This is a genomic window from Veillonella sp. 3_1_44 (assembly GCF_000163715.1).
Lineage (GTDB): Bacteria > Bacillota > Negativicutes > Veillonellales > Veillonellaceae > Veillonella > Veillonella parvula_A.
Genome location: NZ_GG770200.1, coordinates 213530 through 234002 on the forward strand (window position 1 = coordinate 213530; position 20473 = coordinate 234002).

General features: G+C 38.7%; 22 protein-coding genes and 1 tRNA gene. 21 read left to right on the forward strand and 2 right to left on the reverse strand.

Annotation, left to right across the window (positions count from 1 at the left end; translation table 11 throughout):
- On the forward strand, positions 1–831 hold the full coding sequence (locus tag HMPREF0873_RS04635; RefSeq protein WP_038125656.1) for a hypothetical protein: 831 nt from the start codon (positions 1–3) through the stop codon (positions 829–831).
- A 154-nt stretch (positions 832–985) separates the two neighbouring features.
- Here the strand turns inward: HMPREF0873_RS04635 and HMPREF0873_RS04640 are convergent, their stop codons facing one another.
- Positions 986–1396, reverse strand: coding sequence for a hypothetical protein (locus HMPREF0873_RS04640; RefSeq protein WP_004698294.1), 411 nt, complete (start codon positions 1394–1396; stop codon positions 986–988).
- A gap of 180 nt (positions 1397–1576) precedes the next feature.
- Between HMPREF0873_RS04640 and HMPREF0873_RS04645 the strand changes: the two genes are divergently transcribed.
- The 19 genes from HMPREF0873_RS04645 to HMPREF0873_RS04735 all read left to right on the forward strand — a co-directional run bounded on the left by HMPREF0873_RS04645 (position 1577) and on the right by HMPREF0873_RS04735 (position 18898).
- The gene (locus tag HMPREF0873_RS04645) at positions 1577–2524 is read left to right on the forward strand and encodes a zinc metalloprotease HtpX (protein ID WP_004698199.1); all 948 of its coding nucleotides are present in this window, start codon (positions 1577–1579) and stop codon (positions 2522–2524) included.
- A gap of 146 nt (positions 2525–2670) precedes the next feature.
- The gene (gene purB / locus HMPREF0873_RS04650) at positions 2671–3966 is read left to right on the forward strand and encodes an adenylosuccinate lyase (protein WP_008714679.1); all 1296 of its coding nucleotides are present in this window, start codon (positions 2671–2673) and stop codon (positions 3964–3966) included.
- Positions 3967–4196: 230 nt separating this feature from the next.
- Positions 4197–5372 carry an MFS transporter gene (locus tag HMPREF0873_RS04655; protein WP_008714681.1) on the forward strand — a complete coding sequence of 392 codons (1176 nt, stop codon included), beginning with the start codon at positions 4197–4199 and terminating at the stop codon, positions 5370–5372.
- Between the two features lie 191 nt (positions 5373–5563).
- Positions 5564–6847, forward strand: coding sequence for an adenylosuccinate synthase (locus HMPREF0873_RS04660; RefSeq protein WP_008714682.1), 1284 nt, complete (start codon positions 5564–5566; stop codon positions 6845–6847).
- Between the two features lie 539 nt (positions 6848–7386).
- Positions 7387–7731, forward strand: a complete 345-nt coding sequence (locus tag HMPREF0873_RS04665) for a helix-turn-helix transcriptional regulator (RefSeq protein ID WP_004694570.1) — start codon at positions 7387–7389, stop codon at positions 7729–7731.
- 2 nt (positions 7732–7733) lie between these two features.
- On the forward strand, positions 7734–9266 hold the full coding sequence (gene dinB / locus HMPREF0873_RS04670) for a DNA polymerase IV (RefSeq protein ID WP_071985144.1): 1533 nt from the start codon (positions 7734–7736) through the stop codon (positions 9264–9266).
- A gap of 88 nt (positions 9267–9354) precedes the next feature.
- Positions 9355–9639 (forward strand): hypothetical protein, encoded by a 285-nt coding sequence (locus HMPREF0873_RS04675; protein ID WP_004694573.1) that lies wholly within the window; start codon positions 9355–9357, stop codon positions 9637–9639.
- Between the two features lie 315 nt (positions 9640–9954).
- Positions 9955–11418, forward strand: a complete 1464-nt coding sequence (locus tag HMPREF0873_RS04680) for a catalase (RefSeq protein ID WP_008714687.1) — start codon at positions 9955–9957, stop codon at positions 11416–11418.
- 359 nt (positions 11419–11777) lie between these two features.
- Positions 11778–12770 (forward strand): 5'-nucleotidase, lipoprotein e(P4) family, encoded by a 993-nt coding sequence (locus tag HMPREF0873_RS04685; protein ID WP_008714689.1) that lies wholly within the window; start codon positions 11778–11780, stop codon positions 12768–12770.
- Positions 12771–12818: 48 nt separating this feature from the next.
- Positions 12819–12895 (forward strand) — tRNA-Arg (locus HMPREF0873_RS04690).
- A gap of 262 nt (positions 12896–13157) precedes the next feature.
- Positions 13158–13988, forward strand: a complete 831-nt coding sequence (locus HMPREF0873_RS04695) for a DUF6630 family protein (protein ID WP_008714692.1) — start codon at positions 13158–13160, stop codon at positions 13986–13988.
- Between the two features lie 51 nt (positions 13989–14039).
- Positions 14040–14855, forward strand: coding sequence for a DUF2262 domain-containing protein (locus HMPREF0873_RS04700; RefSeq protein ID WP_008714694.1), 816 nt, complete (start codon positions 14040–14042; stop codon positions 14853–14855).
- 20 nt (positions 14856–14875) lie between these two features.
- Positions 14876–15307: a hypothetical protein gene (locus HMPREF0873_RS04705; RefSeq protein WP_008714696.1), complete on the forward strand. Its 432-nt coding sequence runs from the start codon at positions 14876–14878 to the stop codon at positions 15305–15307.
- Positions 15308–15378: 71 nt separating this feature from the next.
- A complete protein-coding gene (locus tag HMPREF0873_RS04710) occupies positions 15379–15885 on the forward strand; it encodes a hypothetical protein (protein ID WP_038125657.1) in 507 nt (168 codons plus the stop codon).
- Positions 15886–15922: 37 nt separating this feature from the next.
- Positions 15923–16465 carry a hypothetical protein gene (locus HMPREF0873_RS04715; protein WP_008714699.1) on the forward strand — a complete coding sequence of 181 codons (543 nt, stop codon included), beginning with the start codon at positions 15923–15925 and terminating at the stop codon, positions 16463–16465.
- Positions 16466–16537: 72 nt separating this feature from the next.
- Positions 16538–17344, forward strand: a complete 807-nt coding sequence (locus tag HMPREF0873_RS04720; RefSeq protein ID WP_008714701.1) for a hypothetical protein — start codon at positions 16538–16540, stop codon at positions 17342–17344.
- A 58-nt stretch (positions 17345–17402) separates the two neighbouring features.
- On the forward strand, positions 17403–17996 hold the full coding sequence (locus HMPREF0873_RS04725) for a hypothetical protein (protein WP_038125659.1): 594 nt from the start codon (positions 17403–17405) through the stop codon (positions 17994–17996).
- Between the two features lie 84 nt (positions 17997–18080).
- Complete coding sequence (locus tag HMPREF0873_RS04730; RefSeq protein ID WP_008714705.1) at positions 18081–18587, forward strand: YfbM family protein; 507 nt, start codon at positions 18081–18083, stop codon at positions 18585–18587.
- Between the two features lie 23 nt (positions 18588–18610).
- Positions 18611–18898 carry a DUF2695 domain-containing protein gene (locus HMPREF0873_RS04735; protein WP_004698173.1) on the forward strand — a complete coding sequence of 96 codons (288 nt, stop codon included), beginning with the start codon at positions 18611–18613 and terminating at the stop codon, positions 18896–18898.
- Between the two features lie 136 nt (positions 18899–19034).
- Here HMPREF0873_RS04735 and HMPREF0873_RS04740 read toward each other — a convergent pair whose 3' ends face one another.
- A complete protein-coding gene (locus HMPREF0873_RS04740) occupies positions 19035–19601 on the reverse strand; it encodes an NAD(P)H-dependent oxidoreductase (RefSeq protein WP_008714707.1) in 567 nt (188 codons plus the stop codon).
- Between the two features lie 235 nt (positions 19602–19836).
- On the opposite strand from HMPREF0873_RS04740, the gene HMPREF0873_RS04745 reads away from it, so the two are divergent.
- Positions 19837–20334, forward strand: a complete 498-nt coding sequence (locus HMPREF0873_RS04745; RefSeq protein ID WP_008714709.1) for an ECF transporter S component — start codon at positions 19837–19839, stop codon at positions 20332–20334.
- The last annotated feature ends 139 nt before the right edge of the window (positions 20335–20473 follow it).

The window sequence follows — 20473 nt, forward strand, 5'->3', positions numbered from 1 at the left end:
ATGTTTGAATCACATTATCTGAAACCTTTTATTATATCTTTAGGCATTACCATCATGCTTATCTCTGGCATGGGGCTTTCCTTGCGTGGTATCGTTGGAACCGGTGTGGCTTATGATGCCGCAGAGGTTAGCTTTCATCTGCCTGAGGATAGTGAAAGTGATGCGAAAACTACCGCTATTGAGCCTATACCTAAGGATAAGCCACCGGTTGAACCTCCGACTCCAGAAGGGCCTGCGCCTAAGGCAGATCCTCTTGTAACGGAAAATACAGGTGATGAAAGTGCTCACAATTTAAATGCCAATAAGACTACATCTAATGCTCGTCGTGAATGGGCCGTTCCCAAGGCCATAGAATCGGAAACGACTAATAATGAACAAGCTGTAGTTACGGGTGGAAATGATTCCAAATACGGGAAATCCTCTAAGCCTGACAATGCTCCTATAGGTAAGGATATAACATCTGATCCGAATGCGAATGGAAACGGCTTTGCCGAAGCTAGTGATTTATCCTTCCTATCTGATCTTGCGTGGGGGCTCCTAACACCAGGGCAACAAGCGCTTTTACAAAAGTCGGATATCAACCCCCAAGAATATTTACGAACTGTACAAGAACAGGGGAAGGGGTCAATTGTAACAGGTAAGGTTGTAGTGCGCGTTAACTTTGACGTTAATGGACATGTCATCGTAGGAGAACATACACCGCTCATCGCAGAGGATGTACCGCAACCAGTCAAAGAGGAAGCAATGCGCATCGTTAAAAGCAGTGGTTCTATTATCAATCGAAGAGGGGAACCTGTATATCTAGCAGTTCCTGTTGTATTAGGACAATAAAGAGGCATATCTTACATACATTAGTATGGGATATGCCTCTTTGTTATGGTTGTAAAAAATGATTGTATTGATTGATACTATGTATTACTATGAAATACTTGTTCTATCTGAGTCATGTTGAGTTATATTTCAAGGATTAATTATATGTATTGTATTAATTTTGATTGGTAAGTATTGTTTTCGTGGAGTTGAAGACGGCTAGATATACGATGGCGCCGCCGATGAATAATGTGACTTGCATAGGAGTGCTGAATTGATCAGCTCGCCACAATGCAAAAGCATAGAAGAACATGGTAATCAACATGATGAGAAATGCGATGATAACGCGTACATTTGTGTTTACTGCTAAGGATGTAGTAATACGCGATTTATTCGTCATTACGTAAATTAAAGATACTACGATGTCTGCCGTAAAGATGGAGAAGATAAAGTTATAATCAAACTCGCCAAAAAGGACTACCGCCAAGCCGATAAAGCTGAGCCCAAAGAATAGACGTAATAGAATACCTATAGTATTAGATTCGTTGCGCTGTGCGCGGCGTTCCTTACGATTTAAAGTTGCCATGAAAGCCTCCCCCATAGTAGAAATGTTTGTTACTATTAGTATAAAGCTCGTGTATAGATTGAGCAATTATTCGCAGTACATTTAGTCTGTATGTTTATTATATATCACAATGTATAGCTATGATATATTATAAATTAATTTATTACTATATAACTATATGAGAAATCAAAGTGAGAGATTATGATTCAAGTTATTCTTACCTATATTGTTAATGTTATTATTGTATTTGTATTTTTTCCTATTTTAGAATCTGTAGTTCAATATGTGTATCCGTTTTCATGGGACTGGCTTATAAAACCGCTACATTTAGTGGATAAGCTCGATGTATATATTATTATATCCTTTGCGTTGCCTATTATTGTGGCCATCGGATTATTTTTGCCACCTTTTAGTTGGATTGTCCATGTATTGCAAGGTGAAAGAAAACCAAATGCAGAAGAATCTGAATATATTGAACCGCTGTTTGAGGAATTATGTGCATTTAGCGGTGTAGCACGTAACTCACTGATATTGCGCATGCGTACAGATGAGGAAATTAATGCCTTTGCATCTGGATTAAATCACATTACGATTTATACAGGAGCCTTGTATTCGTTAGATAAACGGCATTTATTAGGTGTTCTTGCCCATGAATTAGGCCATTTACGACATCGTGATACTATCTATTTAACCATTACCTATGCTATGGATCGACTAGGGCAATTAATTTTAAATCTTGTAATATATCTAAATTTTGCTTTAAATATACTGGCTATTATACCAATTGTTAATATCGTAGTACGTATTATTCAATTAATTCTTATCGTTATGATTGCAATCGTGAAATATGTACTTCTATTACCGAAGTGGATTACCTATTATTTTGATAGCCGTCGTCGAGAGTATGCTGCTGATGCCTATGCCGTTTCGATTGGTTTGGGGCGGGAGCTGCGTGATGGGCTGGTTTCATTAGGCCTTGCTACTGAACAAATTGGTATTCTAGAGAATGGTGAATTATATGATTGTGAAAGTACAGGATTTTTCAGTCGCTTGTTTATTACTCATCCAAAAATGATTAAGCGAATACAACGTATCAATGAAGGGATAGAGGTATATAATCTCAAGCAAAGTCTTAAAGAAAATCGTTAAAGTGATAATTAATTTAATAAATACGAACAATAAGTAAAATTAATATAATTATCATTCGGAAAATTTAGCTCCGTTCGTTGAATGGAGCTTTCACATATGGTACAATAATCCTATAAATCTAGCTTTTATCATGCAAAGGAGACATCATGATACCACGTTATACACGAGAAGAAATGGGCCATATTTGGAGCGAACGCAACGAATTCGACACAATGTTATTGGTAGAGACCCTCGCCTCTGAGGCACAAGCTGAGTTGGGCGTTATTCCTAAAGAAGCGGCGAAAACAATTCGGGAAAAGGGCAATTTCGACGTTGAGCGCATTCATGAGATCGAAAAGGAAACGAATCATGATATCATTTCCTTCGTAACAGCAGTGGGCGAATACGTAGGTCCTGAAGCGGCTAAATACATCCATCTTGGTCTTACCTCTACAGATGTGAAAGATACGGCGCTTGGGTATATGATGAAACAAGCCTGTGATATCTTAATTGATGATTTAAAGCGTTTGCACGAAGTATTGCGTCGTCGTGCAGCTGAGTTCAAATACACACCTATGATTGGCCGTACCCACGGTATCCACGGCGAACCAACTACATTCGGCTTGAAATTGGCGTTGTGGATGGCAGAGGTAGAACGTGATATTGAACGCATGGAACATGCGCGTAAAAGCGTTGCCGTTGGTAAATTGTCTGGCGCTGTTGGTACATACTCCAATATCGATCCATTCGTAGAACAATATGTGTGTGAAAAATTAGGTCTTGAACCTGTTAAAATTGCTACACAAGTGGTGCAACGTGACCGTCACGCTGAATTGTTGTCCACTATTGCTGTTGTAGGCGGCACATTGGATAAAATCGCTTTAGAAATCCGTCACTTACAACGTACAGAGGTGCGCGAAGCAGAAGAATATTTTAGCCCTAAACAAAAGGGTTCCTCTGCGATGCCTCATAAACGCAACCCTATCACATGTGAAAGAATTTGCGGTATGGCTCGCTTACTTCGTGGCTATGCACAATCTGCTTACGAAGATCAAGCATTGTGGCATGAACGCGATATTTCTCATAGCTCTGTAGAACGAGTTATCTTGCCGGATGCGACAATCTCGTTAAATTATATGTTGCACCTAACAATTCGCACCATTGATAAATTGTTGGTATACCCTGAAACTATGCTTAAAAATCTTAACCTTACAGGGGGCCTCGTATTTAGCCAAACAATTTTGACACACCTTGTAGACAAAGGTGCGGTACGTGACGAAGCATATCGTTGGGTTCAAAAACATGCTATGGAACGCTGGCTTGAAGGCAAAGACTTTGCAACAGGTTTAAAAGCTGATGAAAATATTAAGAAATACATGACTGATGAGGAAATTGATGCATGCTTCGATCCATATAAATTGCTAAGACATGTAGATACAATCATGGCTCGCTTTGGCCTATAATTGTAGGGTACTTCCCACATAACATATGAAAGACTAGGGTAGGTATAGACCAACAAGCCTATGGTACATGCAGTAGGTGTTGGCTATATCTACCTTTTTTGTTTTGAAAGCAATATGCCATTTTAGATAGAAGTATATTATTTTAACAGATAATTATAAATTAGTTTTCTAGCAGGCTTTTATATATTCGTCTTACATTAGGAAACCATCTATTTGTTTTAGGAGGTTATATGAAACGTATTATACGGAAGTACGGACCGCCTATTTTTCACTGTATTAATGACTTTGGTCAAGGTTCGCTGGCGGCCCTCATACCGTTTTTTATCGCTAACTTTGGCCTTAATTATTATCAATCGGCTTCCATCATTTTCTGTAATACCGTGGTGGCTTCCGTGGCACAGCCCGTATTGGGCTATGTGGCAGATCGGTGGCGCGTACCCTGGTTTATTCCCGTTGGGTTTACGGTGACTCTTGTGTCGATTAGCGCTATGGCATTGGCTACGAGTTACGAAATGATTCTTGCTTTGTCGCTCTTGGCCGGGGTAGGGGCCGCGTTATTCCATCCCGAGGCGGCTCTTCTTGTAAATTGTACGCAATCTCATGAAATCGGTAACGCCATGGGCCGCTTTGCAGTCGGCGGCAGTGCGGGCTTTGCGTTGGGACCCTTTATTGCTGGTGGTGTTTACGTCTTTGGGGGACAATTCCTTTGGGTATTTACGCTTATCGCGCTACTTGGTGTATTGTTATATCTCTATGCCTTTATGGGTGAGGGTGAAGCTACCGATGATACTGATATTGCTGATGTTGCTGATGCTGGTAACCGTGAAAGCCGTGCTAAGGTTCTTAGTACCGGTACAAATGATTGGGTGAGTTTCGGTAAGTTATTTTTTGTGATTGCTTCTCGATCTATACTCTTCTCTGTATTGGCTATCTTTATTCCTATTTTGTATATTACTGTTATTAATGGTGAAGCTAGTGCATCTAGTTTGGCCCTTACTGCGTACTTTGCGATGGGTGCCGTCCTTACCTATATGGGAGGGGCCTTATCGGATAGACTTGGATTTCTTAAAACTGTGCGCTTAGGTAATCTGATTTTCTTGCCTTCTGTTTTAGTATTTATTTTTGTGCCTAATTTGTGGGGCTTTTTTGGTGCTATGATACCGATGGCCTTTGGCGTATTCTCACAATACGGACCAATTACGGTACTGGGTCAAAAATACCTTGCAAAAAATGCAGGCTTTGCATCAGGTATTACGCTAGGTCTTGGTATTACCTTAGGTGGCCTTGTGGCTCCTTATGTAGGACATCTAGCAGATATCTATGACGTACAAACGGCATTGATGACCTTGATACCGGTAGGTGTTATAGGCTTATTGATGAGTTTTTGGTTAAAAGAACCAAAATGACATCTCTGTAATAGAGTAATAGAGCCATATTAAAGACGTGATGGCAATCCATCCTTAAAAACTTTACAGAAAATAGCGCATGCATTTGGAAAGAAACTAAAGATTGAATTTGTATAAATACTTTCACAGAATCCGAACATTGTTGTATAATGATATTGAATTATTTAGACTTTCATATGGAGGATATAGATATGGCAACTAGTATGGTTATCGGCACTCAATGGGGTGACGAGGGGAAAGGTAAAATTGTTGACTGGATCGCAGAACGTGCGGATGTTGTGGTGCGCAGTCAAGGTGGTAATAACGCGGGTCATACTGTTGTAGTTGATGATAAAGCGTTTGCACTTCGCCTTTTGCCAAGTGGTATCTTATACGATAACAAACAAAATATTGTGGGTACTGGTGTTGTTATCGACCCTAAAGTTCTGTTACAAGAAATTGAAGGCCTTGAAAAGCAAGGCAGATCTGCTAAAACCCTTCAAATTTCCGACCGTGCACATGTTATTATGCCATACCATATCGCTCTAGATACTGCGGAAGAAGCATCTAAAGGGGATGCTAAAATCGGTACTACTAAAAATGGTATTGGTCCTTGCTATGCTGATAAAATCAATCGTATCGGTATCCGTATTTGCGATTTGTATGATATGGAAGCATTTAAACAAAAATTAGCGTACAATGTAGAGTTCAAAAATAAAATGCTTACGAAGGTATACGATGCTGAACCTGTTAACTACGATGAAATCTTAGCGGATTACATCAAATACGCTGAAGCGTTGAAGCCTTATGTAACAGATACTAATGCGGCTGTTCTTAAAGCTGTAAAAGAGGATAAAAAGGTATTGTTCGAAGGTGCTCAAGCTACTATGCTCGACCTTGATCATGGTACATATCCATTTGTAACATCCTCTCATCCAATTGCAGGTGGTGCTTCCACAGGCGCTGGTGTGGGTCCTAACTACTTGAAAAACATCTTCGGTGTAGTAAAAGCTTACGCTACGCGCGTTGGTGCAGGTCCGTTCCCTACAGAGCTTCTTAACGAAACTGGCGATAACCTTCGTGAACTTGGTCATGAGTTCGGCACTGTAACGGGTCGTCCTCGTCGTTGTGGTTGGTTAGACCTCATGGTTGTAAAATACGCAGCAGGTCTTAATAGCCTTGATTACTTAGCTATTACACGGTTGGATATTCTTGATACCTTTAAAGAATTGAAGATCTGCGTAGGTTACAAATTGAATAGTAAAGACGTAGAAGGGTTTCCAGCTAACTTAAAAGATCTTGAAGCCTGCGAAGCAGTTTACGAAACATTGCCAGGTTGGGAAACAGATATTTCTGGTATCCGTGAATATGATAAATTGCCTGAAAATGCTCGTAAATATGTAGAACGTATTGCAGAAGTAACAGGCGTGCCTTTAGGCATTGTATCTGTTGGTCCTAACCGCAGCCAAACTATCGACTTAGTAAATGTATTCTAAGCTATACTAATTTGATATAATAGGAAATTTGTATTTGGTAGCATTGATATAATATTATACATTTTAATATTTTTTGCTATGCAATCGATTTATAGAATTATACAGATATGACCCCTCGTAGAGGGGTCTTTTGTGTTGAATAGATGTAGAATATAAACGTGGATACTCTATATCTAATCCTTTAGGTTGCTACAGTGGTGCGGTATATCGAAGTATGCTATATAGTTATTAAAGTGTGAGTATATCGAGAAATATATAATGGATAATAGAGCGCAATTGTTATATATACAAAAAAATGTATATTCAGATAAATCTATAAAATGAAAATTTGTTTAAAATATTCATTTTATACAAAGAGATACGTGCTTAAATTAGTTTATAATAAGACGAAATTTACTTATCTATAATTTTTTTGTATTCATAATAAATTATTAAGATACAAATATAAAGAAAAAAATAGATTTACATTAAGAAATAGTATATAATAATACCAAGAAGTAGATTGATATTTTTTGATAAGGATCTGAGGAGTTAAAGATATGGTTGAAGTTTCTTACGAACGTTTAGCGACGATTTTTAAGGCATTAAGTGATGAAACGAGATTACACATCATCGATATGTTGTCTTGCAATGAATTATGTGCAGCCGATATTTTAGCGAGCTTCAATTTGTCTCAATCTACGTTGAGTTACCACATGAAAATCTTAATTGATGCAGGTGTAGTTAACTCTCAACGTAATGGTTTATGGACGCGTTACTCCATTAATGAAGCTACATTTGCGGATATTTTAGATATTCTCCCTCAATTATACAAAACTAAAGATGAGTGCATTTGCGCGCAAATTAAATACTGCCGCATTTCTGAGCACGAAAAAGAAGCGTAACAATGAGACGTTGGATTATGCATGTTGATATGGATGCATTCTTCGCGTCCATAGAACAACTGGATCATCCAGAGTATAAAGGCCACCCCGTAATCGTGGGTGGTCTTTCTTCACGTGGTGTTGTAGCTACCTGTTCCTATGAGGCTCGAAAATTTGGTGTTCACTCTGCGATGCCAATCTCGAGGGCTAAGAAACTCTGTCCTGATGGCATCTATGTATATCCTCGGATGGATCGATATAAAGAAGTGTCGAACCAAATTTTTTCCATCATGAAAGAATTCACCCCTTATATTGAGCCTCTATCTATTGATGAAGCCTTTCTTGAAGTGAGCGGCATGTCTACCATGTATAGTGGTCCTAAAGCGCTAGGACAAGCCATTAAAGATCGTGTATTCGAGCAAACAGGACTTATTATCTCTGCAGGCTTAGCACCCAATAAATTTCTTGCTAAATTAGCCTCTGATTTAGATAAGCCAGATGGTCTTGTGGTCATCCCATACGGTCGTGAAAAAGAGGTGCTAGCTCCTTTGCCTATTAAACGTATTTGGGGTGTTGGCCCTCGGACAGAGAAAATTTTAAAAGCTGGTGGCTTTCATCTGATACGTCATATTCAGTCTTTGCCTGATGAAAGCACTTTAATTCCTCTTGTGGGAAATCAGGCAAAGCGCATATGGGAGCTGGCGAATGGTATCGATGATAGACCTGTTGAAACAGAACGCAAGACACAATCGATTGGCGCTGAGGAAACCTATGAAGAAGATCTCACAGAAGGCCGTGCTATTGAATTAGAATTTAGGTACTTTGCAAACCGTTTATCGAAACGGCTTCGGAGACGTAGCCTTTATGGACATACTGTATCTATCAAGGTTCGGTATGATGATTTCACTACCGTATCACGGCAGAAGCGGCTAGATACGCCGTCAGATCATGAGCATGTATTTTTTGAAACTGCGCTGCTCTTGTGGAATAAGCTCATGCAAGATAAAATGAGTAAGAATCCGAAAGGTACAAAGAAAGACGTAGAAGCACTAGGGGCAACTATGAAAGTGAAATCTACTGATTTTAGATATAGTAGTTCTAAAGATAATCGTTCTAACCATATTGGTTCTAAATATAGTACTTCTAAATATAGTAGTTCTAGTGAGATTACTTTTATGGATCCGCCTGGTCCTATCCGTTTATTAGGCCTTACTGTGAGTGGTCTCGATGAGGAGGTTCCTATGCAGGACAGTCTCTTTGAATCCCCACAGGATAAAACAGAGGATAAGCTATCTAGTGTGTTAGACTCCTTAGAGTCTAAATTTGGTGAAACCGCTGTCATGAGTGGGGCGTTATGGCAACGCTTTCACGGAGACAATGGAATACGCAGAAAACGGTCAGAGTTGAAAGCGGCAGTGGATGCACAGCCTGATCAAGAGGATGGGGAGTCTATTAATGTTGATGTAGTCTCAACTAAAGAGGCTAATCGGTCTACAATTGCAGATACACAGCCATCTATTGAAGGACCTAAAAAGACCGTCAAAAAGGACTTATAAAGATTATATTGAATACTTTCGCTAATATAATTGTTCGTGTTACAATATGGGTGGAGTGTTAATAAATTACCGCAAGAGAGGTATAGATATGAGTTTATTTCGTGTGGCCATTCATTATGGCGTAAACAGCAATGGTTTCTTGTCCTATGATACAGAAACAAAAACAGTGTCCGTAGATTTACCTGAACAAGAGTGGGTTGATAAGGTAATCGCTTACTTGAATAATGAACATGCTATTGAGCATGCTACAGGTCTTGATACGTATGAACGATTGACCGTAAAACCATTAGAATCTTTGGATAATCTTAAGTTAGCTTTAACACGTATGTGGGAAGCGATCGACGTACAAGTTGATTGGAGTCGTCCGGCATAAATTGAATGAAAACACCTTGTGATCTACAAGTTAGTAGAAACAAGGTGTTTTTTGTTTTGCGTATTTTTGTAGGTATATCTTAACAGAATTTAAATATATAACATTGAAATTCTCATTTTAAAATTATAAATGATATCGTGTATACAAAATTTATAAAGGTTTAGGGTTGTTATGTTAAAAAATTTGTGCTATTCTAATTACATATTAATGGATAATAATTATCCATTAATAATTTTATCGTAATTGAGATATATGATTTAAAAATTATGTAAAGTAAATTACTTTAATTTTGATCTCTAAGTAGGAGTTTGTAACATGAATAATGAAAAGAAACTAACAACCGCCTTTGGCGCTCCCGTACCAGATAATCGCAACTCTGCTACAGCAGGTAAACGTGGTCCTGTATTGATGCAAGATGTTTGGCTCATGGAGAAATTAGCGCATTTTGAGCGCGAAGTGATTCCTGAACGCCGCATGCATGCTAAAGGATCCGGTGCATTTGGTACTTTCACAGTAACTAACGATATTACAAAATATACGAAAGCAAAAATTTTCTCTGAAGTGGGCAAGCAAACGCCATTATTCGTGCGTTTCTCTACAGTTGCCGGTGAACGCGGTGCAGCCGATGCAGAGCGCGATATTCGTGGCTTTGCCGTAAAGTTCTATACGGAAGAAGGGAACTGGGACCTCGTAGGTAACAATACACCTGTATTCTTTATCCGCGATCCATTGCAATTCCCTGACTTGAACCGTGCTGTAAAACGTAATCCGAAAACAAATCTTCGCGATGCGACAGCAAACTGGGATTTCTGGACTAGTTTACCAGAAGCAATCCACCAAGTAACAATCGTTATGAGTGATCGTGGTATTCCTAAATCCTATCGCACAATGCATGGTTTCGGTAGTCATACATACAGCCTTATTAACGAAAACGATGAGCGCGTATGGGTTAAATTCCATTGGGTTTGCCAACAACCGATTGAAAATCTTTCCGATGCTGAGGCGGCTAATGTGGTAGCTAGTGACCGTGAAAGTCACCAACGTGACCTCTTTGAGGCTATTGAAAGAGGCGATTTCCCTAAATGGAAATTATGCATCCAAGTGATGACCGAAGAACAAGCTAACAATATGCCATACAATCCATTCGATTTAACAAAAGTATGGTATCATGACGAATTCCCATTAATCGAAGTTGGTGTGATGGAACTTAACCGCAACCCAGAAAATTATTTCCAAGATGTAGAACAAGCTGCATTTGCACCAACAACTATCGTTCCTGGTATCTCTTTCTCTCCTGACAGAATGCTACAAGGTCGTTTGTTCTCCTATGCGGATGCGCAACGCTATCGTCTAGGGGCAAATTATTATCAAATCCCTGTTAATGCCGCTAAATGTCCTGTAAATATCTATCATCGCGATGGTCAAGGACGTATAGATGGAAACCATGGGTCTACAATTGGCTACGCACCAAATAGCTTTGGTGAATGGGCTGAACAACCGGAATTCAAAAATCCTCCTCTCGACGTATCTGGCCCAGCCTACCAATATGACTTCTATGAAGACGACTCTGACTTCTTTACACAACCAGGTAAACTGTTCCGCCTCATGAGCCCTGAACAACAACAAGTCTTATTTGATAACACCGCAGCAGCTATGAATGGCGTACCTGATTTTATCAAAGAACGTCATGCAAAACATTGCTACCAATGCGATCCCGCTTATGGTAAAGGCGTTGCTAAAGCCTTGGGCATGAACATCGATTTCAGCGATGTAAAATAAGATTAATGATACTATTTAAACAATATTAAAATAGTTTATCTAAACAATACTAACGATTGAAAAGAACTTTCTTAACTAATAACACTTTCACATTTATACAAAATACTAATCTATAAAAATCTAAATTCACACAAAATTTTTATACACTGATACCAATTATCTTATAAACACAAACAAATAAACCCCTTGAAAGAGCCTTTGCTAATCATATCTAAACTAAATGTTATTAAAGATATGTAGCAAAGGCTCTTTTATTGTGTTAGTAATATACAAATTTTAAAAGGATTTTAGTATAACTATGTAGAAATATATGATGTGTTGAATTTGCACGAAATGTTACATGTGAATAGGAGGCAGTTATGAAATCTAGTAGTTTGGCATGGTATGTGATGGTGGCTTGCATTGGAGGAAGTCTTTGTCTTGGATCCGTAGTACAGGCGAATTCTCCAGCGACGGTGAAAGCAAATAACTCTGTTCCCGCAGCTATTGTAATGCAAGCCCAAGTAGCTCAGCCTGTTACTGTTACAGCAGATAAGAATGATAAAGTTAGTGCTACAGCAAATCATACAGTAACTAATAATGTAGTAACTAATGATGTAGCGGCACAGGAAGCCCTCAAGCAAAAACAACAGTACCAAGCCGAAACTGAAACGATGGGCTTGCTATGGATGCGCACCTCTGCAGAGTACAGAGCATTGGCGTATCAAGGGTACAATGTGGCAATGAATGCCGTTAAGATGGCCGTTACTGATCCATCTCATCAAAGAAAACCTTTAGCTATCGTTCTTGATGCGGACGAAACCGTAGTGGACAATACCCAATTGATGGGTGAAAGTATAGCAAACGGTAATGGTCGTTTTGATGCTCCTTGGTGGCGTCAAGCCGTGCATCAAGGCAAATCGCAAGCCATGCCTGGAGCCGTTGAATTTTTAAATGAAGTTCATAAACAAGGGGTAGAAATCTTCTATGTTTCAAATCGCTACGCACCTGTAAACCTTGACGTAACGATACAGAATTTTAAAGAACTAGGATTCCCATCTGTTGATAAAGACCATGTACTACTATTCGAAAAAGACTCTGATAAACAACCTCGCTTTGATATGATTGCTAAAAAATATTATGTCGTTGTATATATGGGCGATAACGCCGGTGATTTTCCTATTGGCACAAAAGGTAAGACCTTAGCTGAACGAAATGCCATCATCGACAATCATAAAGAAGACTTTGGTACTACCTTTGTCGTATTCCCAAACCCTGCTTACGGATCTTGGGTAAGTGCATTAGCTAAAGGCTACCAAAACCTGAGCCCAGAAGAACAAAAACAAGTGAATAATCAATATTTACAACAATAAGGACGTCTTGCGTATACTTTATTAAAAACGATATAATAAAGTGTACATGCGTCTATAGCTCAGTTGGATAGAGCGGCAGTTTCCTAAACTGCGTGTCACTGGTTCGATTCCGGTTAGGCGCACCAATAAAATAATTAATGGGCATATGTTTTTTAGTATTATGTCTTTTTAGGAGCCAAGAATTAAATCTTGGCTCTTTTTAGGTTTTGAAACCTAAAACACTGTCTCATAGAGCAGAATAGGTTTGAAAACCTATTTTATCAGAAACTATTCTTATGCTAATTAAACATAAGTTTTATGATAAGTATTCCTTAATAATGATATAATTAAGATACATATTCAGTTAAACATTATATGTAAGCGATAGTATATAGTGGAGAGTAGTATATGAGCTTTTACAATTGGATTCAAGAAAAACTGTTTGATGATTACGAAGAATGGCGTTTGAAGTGCCCTGATTATAATCGAAACGGTTTTAATATAGTTGGCATAGATAATACATTAAAGGCCATGCATGATGGATTTTTTATGTATATGGAGTTATACCCACCTCATGCGATCAATGGTTGTACTGCGATGAAAGCCCGTGTAGGGAAAACACAGGATGCAGTGGATATATTCTTAGAAAGAGATGGTAAGATGTATCGTATGGCTGATGTAAGTTATCCTGATGCAGTGAAGATGATGCGGGCTTTTGTGAAAAAACGCAGAGTACCTGATTGTAGTTTGTGTGTAGAAGTAGCAAATCTAGATATAGAGCAGATGAAACCGACATTTACAGAGCTAGCAATGTTATTACTAGGCGATGCTAAACAAGCTAAATCTTTTATGACCGAGGCTAAGTTGCGCTCCATGGAAGAATTAGAAGATAGTTGGTGGAACCTTTATGAGAAACTAGTATCTAAAGGATATGCTGTAGAGCTAAGCTGCAAGTGTGAACTAGAGGATTTTATTCATAATGTACAGAAATTAATACGTAACAAGTCTTTAGATACTAGCGAAAATCTAACTATTGATACAGCAGCATTAGATGAAGACCAATGTATTACGGACTGGAGTGCGGATCTTAATGCCACATGGGAAACCTATAAGTTAGTAGGTATGGATATCGGAACCGATAGCTTTGTACTTATGGTGCTTTCAAATGAGGAATTCAAAACAGCCCAAGAATTAGCGAAAGAACTATTACATAGAATCAATGTAGCTGAACGCTTATGATATAACAGAAATTATGATGAGTAGTGTGATTATAATGTAGGAGAGAGTCATATGAGTATTGTACGTCTACCAGAATATGAAGCAGAGTTTGAGCCGGAAGAGTTTGAAATCTATGCATTGCCGCGGAGTGATGCGAATGGGGCTAGTCCTTATTTAGAGAAGTACCATAGACCACTGGTGTCTACTGATGCTATTCTAGATACTCGAACTGGCGTGCTTGACCGTAGCGAAGGCATTTTGACGTGGATTATTGAGGGCCTTGACGATAGATGGGGGTATAGTTTTGAGCCTCATGGGGTCTATAAATTATTAGTTAAGAAAGCAAAACCATTAGAGGACTTGGGCTATATGCGTCCTTCTTGGAATAATCGTTATTATGTGCTTGAGGTATTAGAGGAGCATGCTAAACATAGCGAGTTGGAGGCGTTGTCGGCGTATTTGAAAACCCCTAAATACCTTCATACCGACAGGGGTGACTTCCTTTTAAATCGAGAGTATCAATATTACACAGCGAGAATTGATGATTATGCATTCACCCTTGATGTAGATGAGGGTTCTGATGAAAGCTGCACCATAGCATTGGCTGCTTTCAATACAATCGATAATTTCAAAGAATTTGAACAACGAATTAGTACATATATTAGTGAAAAATTGCTAGACCTTGCTAATGATTGGCTCGACAATGATGACCAGAATCCGATTACATCAGACGTATTTGCCAAGCGTATTACGATGGGCGAATTGGCGTTTCGTAACGATGGCACCATAGAGGTATATTATGACGACGATGATATCTTCTGGGGGCACTGTATCATAGCTTATATTGATGCGGATGGGAACCCTATTGATGCAGATATTGCAGGATAATCAATTAATGGAGAGTCCTAATGAGAAAATCGGAATTAATGACATTATGGAATGTTGAAAGCTGGTCTGAAGAACCGTATGGCGTTTACTTTGTATCTCGCCGATTGGGCATTAATCGTTTAGAGAATGAAGGACAAGCCTTTAAAAAACTTAATATTAGTTGTACCGGTTATACTGAAGATGATGTACTTTCACTATCAATATGGGAGCAATTATATGTTCAATTAGATGAATTAGACCAACTGGCGAAGGGGCTCATACAAAAGGGAATACCGCAAGAAGAGTCTGTTGTACTAACGCTAACGGATATAATGCTGGATAAATCAGGTTGTTACGATGCATTTGCACTAGGCTATGATGTGGGAGAATCCCCAGCAGGACATCTATATGTTTTAGTTCCTTTTGATGAAAACTTTACGGCTCAACAAGATGTGATATACGAAACCTTATAGAGTTGTTTTAAAGTGGTGATACTGGTGTTGTATTCTACCTAAAAATATAAGTGATATGCAGGAGAGAGACTATGGAAGATATGTATAAATTAGTCAAAGATTTCTTTAGTCATGATATGGATTTAGATGATTTATTTGATTCTGAGGCTATTATCTGGATTGATTGGCGCGAGGATGACGAAGATGTGGTGAACTATTTCAATGATATGATGGATGAGCCTATCGACATTCAAACCGTTAGCAATGGAAAGCAGTATGGTGACGATATTGTACTACAAAAGGGCAATAAAAAATTGCTAATTCCCTATGGTGATGAGAAAGACCGGGATGTGACTATCAAATATTTCAACGACTTCGTTAAACCTGATTATGAGGTGCGCTGGTTTGCTGAAAGCCTTGGCGATGATACGCTCGGATTTACCGTGCTTTCAGGGACAGAATGGCTAAAGCTAGAAGATGAGTTTGGTGCAGATATAGTTTGTTATTATTTTGTACCTATTGATTTAGAAAGCAACATGTTTAATCTCAGGATGAGCGAGGTTTCTGCGTTGTTAGAATTACGAGAAAATAAGAGATGAAATAGAGAGAATAGGCGAATCTATAAGAGGTAACAATATGGAGTATTTAAAAATATTACATGAAGATTCTAACTTAGCAGCAGATTTTGATGCACTATTTGATTTCTTTTTGCTTGATGAACCTACAAAACGTGATGAGGTAGAGGGGCGATATACCTTTTCCGTGGATGGAGTAGCCTTTGCTCGTGATGGTGCAGGCGGTGAATATCATCAACTAGAGGATGGATCAATTGGATATATGAGTAGCGAAGGTGAATGCGGTCGCATAGCTGAAAGTATAGACGATTTAATTTGTTTATTGGTGTATAGCATTTGCTGGCATGACTATTGTGACTCTAGCCAATATACGGATGTAGGAATTCTTGAATCGTATGCTAAGGAGCGATATGCTCAAATTACATCTTATACAGAAATGGACGAATGGGAAACAGTTGTTAAGGCGCTAGGCATGCCTTCTGAAGCAAACTTGGCTGCTGTACTGCAAAAGTTTTACGATGCGGCACATCGAGAACCTGTATACCAAGGCTTTTACCATGAAGAAGATGGTAGTATTACGCCTTATGAAGGTCTATTCTTTTAATATGTAAAATGGGAAAATAATCAGCAAAAAAAGAGTGTTTCAAGAGGTTTTGTGTTGTAATAGGAGAATCGTATGGCAATTGATGGAGTAAAGATCATAGACAGCGATGACGGTCATGATATTTATAATGCTATTGTTGAGCGGTACAAGGATGGTATCAGTGTCGATACTATAATTTCTGAAATCTTAGGTGAGGAACAAAATTTTTGTACTGATGAGTTTTACACAGAAATTTATTGGACTGCTGTGGCCTATTCGCTGTGGAAGATAGGGCATCTGCCAGATGACGTTAAAGAGAAGGCATTAAACGTAATTGCTAAGGGCCCTCATGAGTTTTGGCTAGACATCGATAGTAAGGCCCTTAAACAGCGTCAAAAGGTATTAGATAAGTTAGCCCTGCAGCTACAGAGCAAAAATCCAAAGCCGCTTAAGGTTCGTAAATCTAAAACAAAGAGAGAACCTTATTTTAAGGTGGGCGACGTATTAGCTGTTAAATTTGAAAACGAGTATGGTACTATTTTTGTTTCTGAGGTGGATCAATCACCGCGGAAAATTGAGTACCATTTAGCTTGTACGCGGCTTTTACAAAAAGAAAAACCTACAATGGAACAGTTTCTAAACAGCAAAATTGCCTGCCGGAAAGATAATACAAATTTCGGTATCGATACAGATTGCTGGTTTAACCATAAGGATTTAGGTTTGTTACTGAATAATTTGGAAATTATTGGGACCGTTGAACTATATCCGTGCAAACTATGGAAACTAGCACCAGCAGGCACGTTGGAAGATATTTATGAGGAGATTACAGATAATCCTAGGATAGGAAAACTGCGTCTCATAGACACCTATGAACTGGTGAAAAAGGTTATTCAGAAATAATTATGGGGTAAACGCATTAATAGGTGGGCGTATATATAATGCTAAAGGTATAACTATAATGGATACTGTGACGAAACAATATATAGAAACTGTGAAAGTCAGTGATATACCGTGGCATCGGTTAACCACAACTTACGGTCGTGCCACAGATTTTCCTACAGAGCTTGATGTGTTGTGGAGCATGAAAAGTATTGATGCTGTTGATGCGGCTGGTGAGGCGTTAGCAATGAATATTGAGCACCAATCGACATTGTGGCATGCTACACCATTTGCTATGATTTTCTTGCTTCGTATTTTTAAGAAAGCCCTAGAAGAGAGAACTCAGAATGAAGTAGCTCATTATTTAGCAGAACAATTGGTAGACCTATTTACTGTGATTGCTGAGTGCATCCGAGATGGTCTCGTGCTAGAGCATGCAGATCCATTACCTCATTTTGTGGATATGCTTAACGAAGAATACCTTTGGTCTGAAGAATACGATGAAGACGAAGATGTTCTTAGATATGAGGAAGAAGACGTATTTCCTGATGATTTATTCTTTAGCTTCTATTACTACTCCCTGGAAGTGCTTTTATTAGCTATTCCGTTATTAGATAAATCTCATGAAGGAGAAGCTAATTTACTAGACTTACTGACAGAGATAGAGTACTAAATGAGAGATAGAGTACTAAATATCTAAGGGGATAGCAGATTATTACATATCTACTGAGATTACAGGATTAGGAGGTTATGGGCTATGGGATTAATTGCAAATTATAGCTGTTTAAGCGATGCGAATTTAAAAGAACTTAAGGCGATGGGCTCAGAAGAAGAGGGAATCCTTGATAGCGTTGAAGAGTGGGGAGAAAATGATGAGTTATTGCTTGATATCGACAAGATGTGGGATGTACTCCATTTCGTGCTTACCGGAGTAGGAACTGACCATAAGGACGATAATAACTCTCTTAGCCAAGCGGTATTAAGCGTAACGGCTGTGGAGGATGTATCAGACTATGTAGCATATACAGAACACAATCATTTAGCCAATATCGTGGTGGCCTTAGAGAAGTTTGATATTGAAAATGCTCTGGAATCTTTTGATATGAAAGCCTGCAAAGAGGCAGAATTATATCCAAATATCTGGGACTACGATGAGGAAGAGGAAGAAATCAGAGACGAACTTATTCATGATTTCGAGCAAATGAAACGCTTTTATAAACAAGTGCTTGAAGCTAATAGGCATGTGCTTGTATCGATTTGTTAAGTTCATAAAAGGAAATTATTATCATGGATAAAGCACGTAAAAAGGAATTGTTAAAAGCATATGCAGATAAGCAGAGACAATCGTTTAAAGATAGTTTACCTATGGATGAAGAGTTGTTTTGGAATCTCTTTGATTATGTAGACGAGAAATTAGAGGAAAATGACGGTTGCGATCATAGTTTGACTTTCACTAGAGAATTCTTGGAAAAACAAAAGGTAGATGTAGAAATCGTATTAGACTGGATCGTCAACGAAGGTGGCGGTTGTGACTGCGAGGTTCTCTACAATGTAGAAGAGAGATTTGAAGAGTAATATCTATGTAATTGGGAAGGTTTTCGTATACAGCTTGTTTTTGACTTAGAGCAAACTGTAAGCAGTCTAATGTAAATTTATTTGTGATTTTGGTAACCAAGTAATCTTTGGTAAAAATCATAGTATACTAGAAATGTTAAATACTGCCGGCGATATTAGCGATTTTGTCTAAGAAGCGCCGGCGTTTTTCGTCTGAGCTATTTTCTGTGCCAGCCAACTGGGTATGTGTAACCGGTTTAATGCCACAGGATTTCAGAACTTGATTTTTTAACACCTTGCCATAGTCCTGAATAAACGGCGTCAAAAAGGCGGGAGTATTGTGGGTGGTGATGATCCAGGCGGATTTTCCCTGTAAATGACCTATAAGCCCTCTTTTTCCATATGAATAGGCAAAGCCCGCTGTAAATACGCGATCGATAAAGCCTTTGAGCATTGCCGGCATACCACTCCACCAAATTGGGTAGATAAAGATGATTTGGTCTGCCCAAGTAATTAAGTTGCGATACTTTTCCATGTCCGGCACAGTGCTTAAATCTCGACGTTTGTGCGTATCATCAAATCGCATTATGGGATCGAACTGCTCCTCATATAAATCCAAGGTGTTCACATTGTGGTCTTTTGAAAGATTCTGTTGCACTACTTTCAGAATAGCGTCATTAAAACTTTGATGATTAGGATAGGTGTAAATGATTAAAATATTCATGGCTAGTTCCTTTCTATTTAATCATCGTCAGGTTGAAAGAATCTGTATAGTAAAATGGTATCTATATTAAGTTAAAGTCTAGTGAAGAGCACCTATTCTAAACGTAAATAACGATAAATGTTGGGAAGAGTGTATTGTTAATTCCTTTTGTTTGCGGGTGTTGTTATAAAGGTATATAGTATAGATATGTGGTGTATTTTATCGCATATCTATTTTTCTTTATAAGGAGGACGCTATGCAACACGTTCAAACCCGCAGTACTACGTCCGCGTTAGTACTCACAGCCGTATTGATTGCCCTCGCAACATTGTTTACCATGTACACGAAAATTCCAGTACCTGGCATTCGCGGCTATTTCAATGTAGGAGATGTCGTTATTATGACGTCAGCTCTATTATTAGGTCGAAAATATGGCGCCTATATTGGTGCTATCGGCCCGGCGCTAGCTGATTTATTTCTCGGCTATGTAGTCTTTGTACCCATCACCTTCGTGGTGAAAGGACTTGAAGGCTATCTTGTCGGTACTGTCTATAAGAATAAGACAACTACCTCTGCCTTGGTAGCAACTATCGTAGGCGGTATTGTTATCGTAGCCGGCTACTTTATCGCCGAATACTTTGTATTTGACTCAGGCGTAGCCATTGCAAGTATTTTAACTAATACTATTCAAGCTGTTATGAGCGTTATTATTAGCATGATTTTATATGCTATATTACGGAGACGACTTGCGTAATAGTATACTTATTGGTATACGATGTAGAAAAAGATGTTAGTATAGTTAATGATGACACTCAAGAAAGTACAGCGCTAGTAGCGCTGTGCTTTCTTTGTTTTTATTATAATTATCCATGAACTTTTAATTGTCATTATTT